This window comes from Bradyrhizobium sp. PRIMUS42 (assembly GCF_023006515.1).
Taxonomy (GTDB): Bacteria; Pseudomonadota; Alphaproteobacteria; order Rhizobiales; family Xanthobacteraceae; genus Bradyrhizobium.
Map to the genome: position 1 here is coordinate 1 of NZ_JALBGZ010000711.1, position 3176 is coordinate 3176.

A 3176-nucleotide genomic window follows, 5' to 3' on the forward strand; every position below is an offset into this window, starting at 1 on the left:
GCCTGGGCGAGGAGGGCGAGCGCCCGTGGATGCTGCGCGCCACGATCGGGCCGGCCGAGAACGGCGTGCGCTCGGTCGACATCAAGGCCGACAAGGTCTCGACCTCCAACATTCTGCTGGCACTGCGGGTCAAGGACCTCACCTATACGGCCGACCTGCCGCTCACGGGCGAGCTCAAGGGCGAGCTCGGCCGCGATGGTGTGCCGACATTCTTCCGCGGCAAGATCGCGATCGGCGCGGGCCGTATCATCGACACCGACACGCCAGATTATCCGATGGCGATCGACCAGGCCGAGATCAACGTCGAGTGGGACGCCAATCGCCGGGTGCTGGTCGCACCGTTCAAGATCCTGTCGGGCGCGAACCGCCTGACGCTGCTGGCTCATCTCGAGCCGCCCAACGGGACCGTCAATGACTGGCAACTGGGCTTCAGCGGCGGTTCGATCCTGCTCGGCGGCATCGACAACGAGCCGCCGCTCGTCTTCAACCGCATTGCGATCGGCTTCCGTTTCGACACCGACCACAAGCGCTTCCTGCTGACCCAAGCCGACATCAGCAATGGCGAGATCGGCGTCGCCGGCACCGGTGCCATCGACTATTCCGGCGAGCCGCGGCTGACGCTGGGCTTTGCGGGGACGCCGATGTCGGCCTCTGCGCTGAAGCGGATGTGGCCGACGCTGGTCGTTCCCGAGTTGCGCGAATGGGTGATCGAGCGGATCGAGCGCGGTACGCTTCAGCGCATCGAGATCGGCGTCAACTCGCCGACGAAGAACCTTCCGCGCAAGGGCCCGCCCATTCCCGACGACGGCCTCTCGGTCAACATCGTGGCGAGCGGCGTCGCGGTCCGTCCCGTGGACGGAATGCCTGTCGTGCACGATGCCGATTTGAAGGCGCGCGTGACCGGCCGCACCGCGACCGTGAATATCAGCCAGGGCATTGCCGATACGCCCGCAGGCCGCAAGGTCACGATTTCCGACTTCACCTTCGAGGTCCCGGACATGGCGCCGAAGCCCTCGCCATCGCGAACGAAGTTTCGCGTCGAGGGACCGGTGCCAGCAGCGGCCGAAATGCTCTCCAATGATCGCCTAAGCGATCTGTCGTCGACAGTCGTCGACCCCAATACCAGCAAGGGCACATTCACGGCGAACATCCAGCTCGGCATGCCGGTCAAGGGCGAGTTGACCAAGTCTGACACGACCTATGCCGTGACGGCCGACCTCAACGGCTTCTCAGCCGACAAGCTGGTGATGAACCAGAAGCTGGAGGCCAACAATCTCAAGATCGTCGCGAACAACGGGGGTTATCAGGTCAAGGGCGACGTCAAGATCAACGGCCAGGCGGCCTCACTCGACTACCGCAAGCCGACCGAAGGCGATGCTGACGTCAGACTGCAGGCGACGCTGGATGATGCGAGCCGGGCGCGATTGGGGTTCGATCTCGGCCCCGCCGTCAGCGGATCGTTGCCGATCAAGCTGTCGGGCAAGATCGCCGGCGGTCCCGACCAGACGACGAAGCTCGGCGTCGAGGCCGACCTGACGTCGGTCAAGCTCGACAATATCCTGCCGGGCTGGCTCAAGCCGCCGGGCAAATCAGGCAAGGCCAGCTTCAAGGTCGTGCCGACGGCGCAATCGACGCGGCTTGAGGACATCGTCATCGAAGGCGGCGGCGCCTCGATCAAGGGCTCGCTCGAGGTCGACGCGAATGGCGACCTCATGAACGTGAACTTCCCGACCTATTCGCCGTCCGACGGCGACAAGACCTCATTGAAGGCCGAGCGTGGTCAGGACGGCGTCATCAGGGGCACCATGCGCGGCGACGTGTTCGATGGCCGCGGCTTCCTGAAGTCGGCGATTTCAGGCAATTCCAAGGACGATTCCAAGAACAAGATGAAGAACGTCGATTTCGACATCGACGTGAAGCTGGGTGCCATCGCCGGTTTCAATGGTGAGGCGATGCGCAGCGTCGATGCCAAGATGTCGAAGCGCAGCGGCGCCATCAAGGCCTTTACCCTGAGCGGCAAGATCGGCCGCGATACGCCAGTGGCGGCCGATCTGCGCGGCGGGCGTGCGCAGGGCAGCCGCGAGGTGATCTACCTCCAGACCAACGATGCCGGCGCGCTGCTGCGCTTCACCGACACCTACACCAAGGCGGTCGGCGGCCAGATGGTGGTGGCGATGGAGCCGCCGACGTCGGAGCCGAACACCTCGCGCGAGGGCCTCATCAATGTCCGTGACTTCACGGTGAAGGGCGAGGCTCAGCTCGAACGCGTCGCCGCCGGCGCGCCCAACGGTACCGGAAACGGCGTCTCCTTCAGCGCGCTCCGCGCCGAGTTCACCCGGCAGAACGGCGCGCTCACCATCCGCGATGGCGTGGTCAAGGGCCCGATGATCGGCGCCACCATCGAGGGCTCGATCGACTATCCCGGCAATCAGGTCTGCATGAGCGGTACCTTCGTGCCGATGTATGGCGTCAACAACATCTTCGGCCAGATTCCGCTGTTCGGCATCTTCCTCGGCGGCGGCAACAATGAAGGGTTGATCGGCGTGACCTATGAGGTGGTCGGCACACCAGCGGCGCCTGTGATGCGCGTCAATCCGATCTCGGCGATGGCGCCCGGCCTGTTCCGCAAGATCTTCGAGTTCAACACCGGCAAGCAGAACTCGCCGTTCGAGGAATTCCCCTCGCAGTCCAACGACGGCTCGACCGGCTCGACGCGCCAGCTTTCCAGCGGTTGTAGTCTCGCGCGGCGATAAGCGCAGGACGGCTTGTCTCCGCGTCATGGCCGGGCTTGTCCCGGCCATCCACGCCTCATCACATGGCACGAAGAACGTGGATGCCCGGGCCTTCGCCGCGCCGAAGCGGCTTCGGCCGCGCAGGCGGGACAAGCCCGGGCATGACGGCCATGGTTTGGAGTGCTGAGTGCCGCTTACGCCGCGCGCACGCCCGCGAGGAAGGTGCCGACTTCGCCGGAGAGCTGCTCGGCTTGCTTGGAGAGGTTCGAGGCCGCGGCGAGCACCATGTCGGCTGCATTGCCGGTCTCGTTGGCAGCGGTGGAGACGCCGCCGATATTGGTGGTGACTTCCCTGGTCGCCTCCGCGGTCTGCGAGACGCTGCGGGCGATCTCGGCGGTGGCGGCGCCTTGCTCCTCGATGGCCGCGCCGATCGAGGTCGCGATG

1 protein-coding gene and 1 pseudogene are annotated in these 3176 nt (G+C 65.3%); one reads left to right on the top strand and one right to left on the bottom strand.

Annotated elements, in window-relative coordinates; genetic code table 11:
• The coding region (locus tag MOV75_RS32305) for an AsmA-like C-terminal region-containing protein (protein ID WP_247007343.1) at positions 1 to 2753 on the top strand (2753 nt) is incomplete at its 5' end.
• Between the two features lie 173 nt (positions 2754 to 2926).
• On the opposite strand, the pseudogene MOV75_RS32310 reads toward MOV75_RS32305, so the two are convergent.
• Positions 2927 to 3176, bottom strand: a pseudogene (locus tag MOV75_RS32310) (chemotaxis protein); the annotation flags it as partial.